At 54.5% G+C, this 3,033-nt stretch carries 2 rRNA genes (1 of these 2 running past the window's edge); both read right to left on the bottom strand.

Annotated elements, in window-relative coordinates:
- Window positions 1-4: 4 nt before the first annotated feature.
- Window positions 5-119, bottom strand: a 5S ribosomal RNA gene (rrf, locus tag BSZ14_RS18345).
- Window positions 120-290: 171 nt separating this feature from the next.
- Window positions 291-3,033 (bottom strand): 23S ribosomal RNA (locus BSZ14_RS18340) (it continues 55 nt past the right edge of the window).

Genomic DNA, 3,033 nt, shown 5'->3' with positions numbered 1-3,033 from the left:
TAATGCCTGGCGACGCCCTACTCTTCCACTGCTTGAGCAGTAGTACCATTGGCGCAGTCGGGTTTCACGGCCGAGTTCGGGATGGGATCGGGTGGGACACCGACGCTATGGCCACCAGGCAATAGAGTCCGCGAATACTGTTTTCCCCATCAAGTGGTACTTGATGGGGACCCCGAGGTGAGGAGGCCTCGCTTCGGGGTGTGTTGGGTATAAAATCGATGCACCTGGCTTGGGATTATGACCGCACCCTTGTCCATCTAGCCCAGGGCTGATGGTGGGGGTGTGGAGCTCTCAAGCGCGAATAGGACAATTAGTATCGGTTAGCTCCATGCGTTACCGCACTTCCACATCCGATCTATCGAGGTCGTGGTCTTCGACCGTCCTGAGAAATCTTATCTTGAGGGAGGCTTCCCGCTTAGATGCTTTCAGCGGTTATCCCGTCCGTACATAGCTACCCTGCTGCGCCGTTGGCACGACGACAGGTACACCAGAGGTACGTTCAACCCGGTCCTCTCGTACTAGGGTCAACTCCTCTCAAATTTCGACGCCCACGGCAGATAGGGACCAAACTGTCTCGCGACGTTCTGAACCCAGCTCACGTACCACTTTAATTGGCGAACAGCCAAACCCTTGGGACCTGCTCCAGCCCCAGGATGTGATGAGCCGACATCGAGGTGCCAAACAACCCCGTCGATATGAGCTCTTGGGGGTTATCAGCCTGTTATCCCCGGCGTACCTTTTATCCGTTGAGCGATGGCCCTTCCACGAGGGACCACCGGATCACTATGACCGACTTTCGTCTCTGCTCGACTTGTCAGTCTCGCAGTCAGGCTGGCTTATGCCATTGCACTCTAACAGCCGGTTTCCAACCGGCCTGAGCCAACCTTCGCGCGCCTCCGTTACTCTTTAGGAGGCGACCGCCCCAGTCAAACTACCCGCCACAGAGGGTCCCTGTACCGGTTTCACGGTACGAGGTTAGACATTAAACAACAACAGGGTGGTATTTCACCTATGGCTCCACGTCAGCTGGCGCCAACGCTTCAAAGCCTCCCACCTATGCTACACAGTTCTTGTCCAATGCCACTCTGAAGCTGCAGTAAAGGTGCACGGGGTCTTTCCGTCTAACCGCGGGTACTCCGCATCTTCACGGAGAATTCAATTTCGCTGAGCATGTCCTGGAGACAGTGGGGAAGTCGTTACGCCATTCGTGCAGGTCGGAACTTACCCGACAAGGAATTTCGCTACCTTAGGACCGTTATAGTTACGGCCGCCGTTTACCTGGGCTTCATTTCAGAGCTTGCACTCCTCCACTTAACCTTCAGGCACCGGGCAGGCGTCAGGCCCTATACGTCGTCTTGAAGCCGACTTAGCAGAGCCCTGTGTTTTTGCTAAACAGTCGCTACCCCCTGGCCTGTGCCCCCCATGAGAGCTTGCGCTTACATGGGGCCTCCTTCTTCCGAAGGTACGGAGGCAATTTGCCGAGTTCCTTCAGGACACTTCTCTCAAGCGCCTTGGTATACTCTACCTGACCACCTGTGTCGGTTTCGGGTACGGTCTATACGGTGGGGCTATTTCCCGGGACAGTTTCGAAGCCTGACCAATCCGATAAGGTCAGACAACACACACCATCCGTCACACACCACCAGGCCCACGAATATTAACGTGGTTCCCATCGACTACCCCCTTCGGGCTCGTCTTAGGGGCCGGCTCACCCTGCGCGGATTAGCCTTGCGCAGGAACCCTTGGTCTTTCGGCGAGAGGGCATCTCACCCTCTTTATCGCTACTCATGTCTGCATTCGCACTTCCGATACCTCCACGACCCATTACCAGATCGCTTCGCAGGCTTACGGAACGCTCCGCTACCGCGTGCACTTGCGTGCACACCCTAAGCTTCGGTGCGTGTCTTGAGCCCCGTTACATCTTCGCCGCAGAAACCCTTGTTTAGACCAGTGAGCTGTTACGCTTTCTTTAAAGGATGGCTGCTTCTAAGCCAACCTCCTGGTTGTTTTGGGATTTCCACATGCTTTCCCACTTAGACACGACTTGGGGACCTTAGCTGTAGGTCAGGGCTGTTTCCCTTTTGACGACGGACCTTAGCACCCGCCGTCTGTCTCCCGAGTATCACTCATAGGTATTCGGAGTTTGGTTAGTATTGGTAGATCTCGCGACCCCCGCAACCATCCAGTGCTCTACCCCCTATGGTGTCCGCTCGAGGCACTACCTCAATAGTTTTCGCGGAGAACCAGCTATTTCCCGGCTTGATTGGCCTTTCACCCCTAAGCACAACTCATCCGGTAACTTTTCAACGTTAATCGGTTCGGACCTCCAGTGCGTGTTACCGCACCTTCATCCTGGTCATGCATAGATCGCCGGGTTTCGGGTCTAATACTTCAAACTAAAGCGCCCTATTCAGACTCGCTTTCGCTGCGCCTACACCTATCGGCTTAAGCTTGCTTGAAACATTAAGTCACAGACCCATTATGCAAGAGGTACGCAGTCAGGCCATAAAGACCCTCCTACTGCTTGTAGGCAATCCGTTTCAGGTACTGTTTCACTCCCCTCATCGGGGTGCTTTTCACCTTTCCCTCACGGTACTAGTTCGCTATCGGTCATGTACGAGTATTTAGGCTTGGAGGGTGGTCCCCCCATGTTCAGACAGGATTACACGTGTCCCGCCCTACTCGAGTCCTTTCACATCAGTTTCGCATACGGGGCTGTCACCCGCTATGGCCACACTTTCCAGAGTGTTCTGCTACTTGAATGAAAGGCACTGGCCTGGTCCGCGTTCGCTCGCCACTACTAACGGAATCTCGGTTGATGTCTTTTCCTCCAGCTACTGAGATGTTTCAGTTCACCGGGTTCGCTTCTCGAAACCTATGTATTCAGTTAAGAGATACCTGAACCGCCTAACCCCGCTCGCCGTCCTTGCGAACAACGGTCGAGATTAAACGGATAGGTGGGTTTCCCCATTCGGAAATCGTCGGGTCAAAGGTTGCTCACACCTCACCGACGCTTATCGCAGCGTGCCACGT

Source organism: Sphingomonas sp. Sph1(2015), assembly GCF_001970915.1.
Taxonomy (GTDB): domain Bacteria; phylum Pseudomonadota; class Alphaproteobacteria; order Sphingomonadales; family Sphingomonadaceae; genus Sphingomonas; species Sphingomonas parapaucimobilis.
This window is presented reverse-complemented; position numbering and strand designations above follow the sequence as displayed.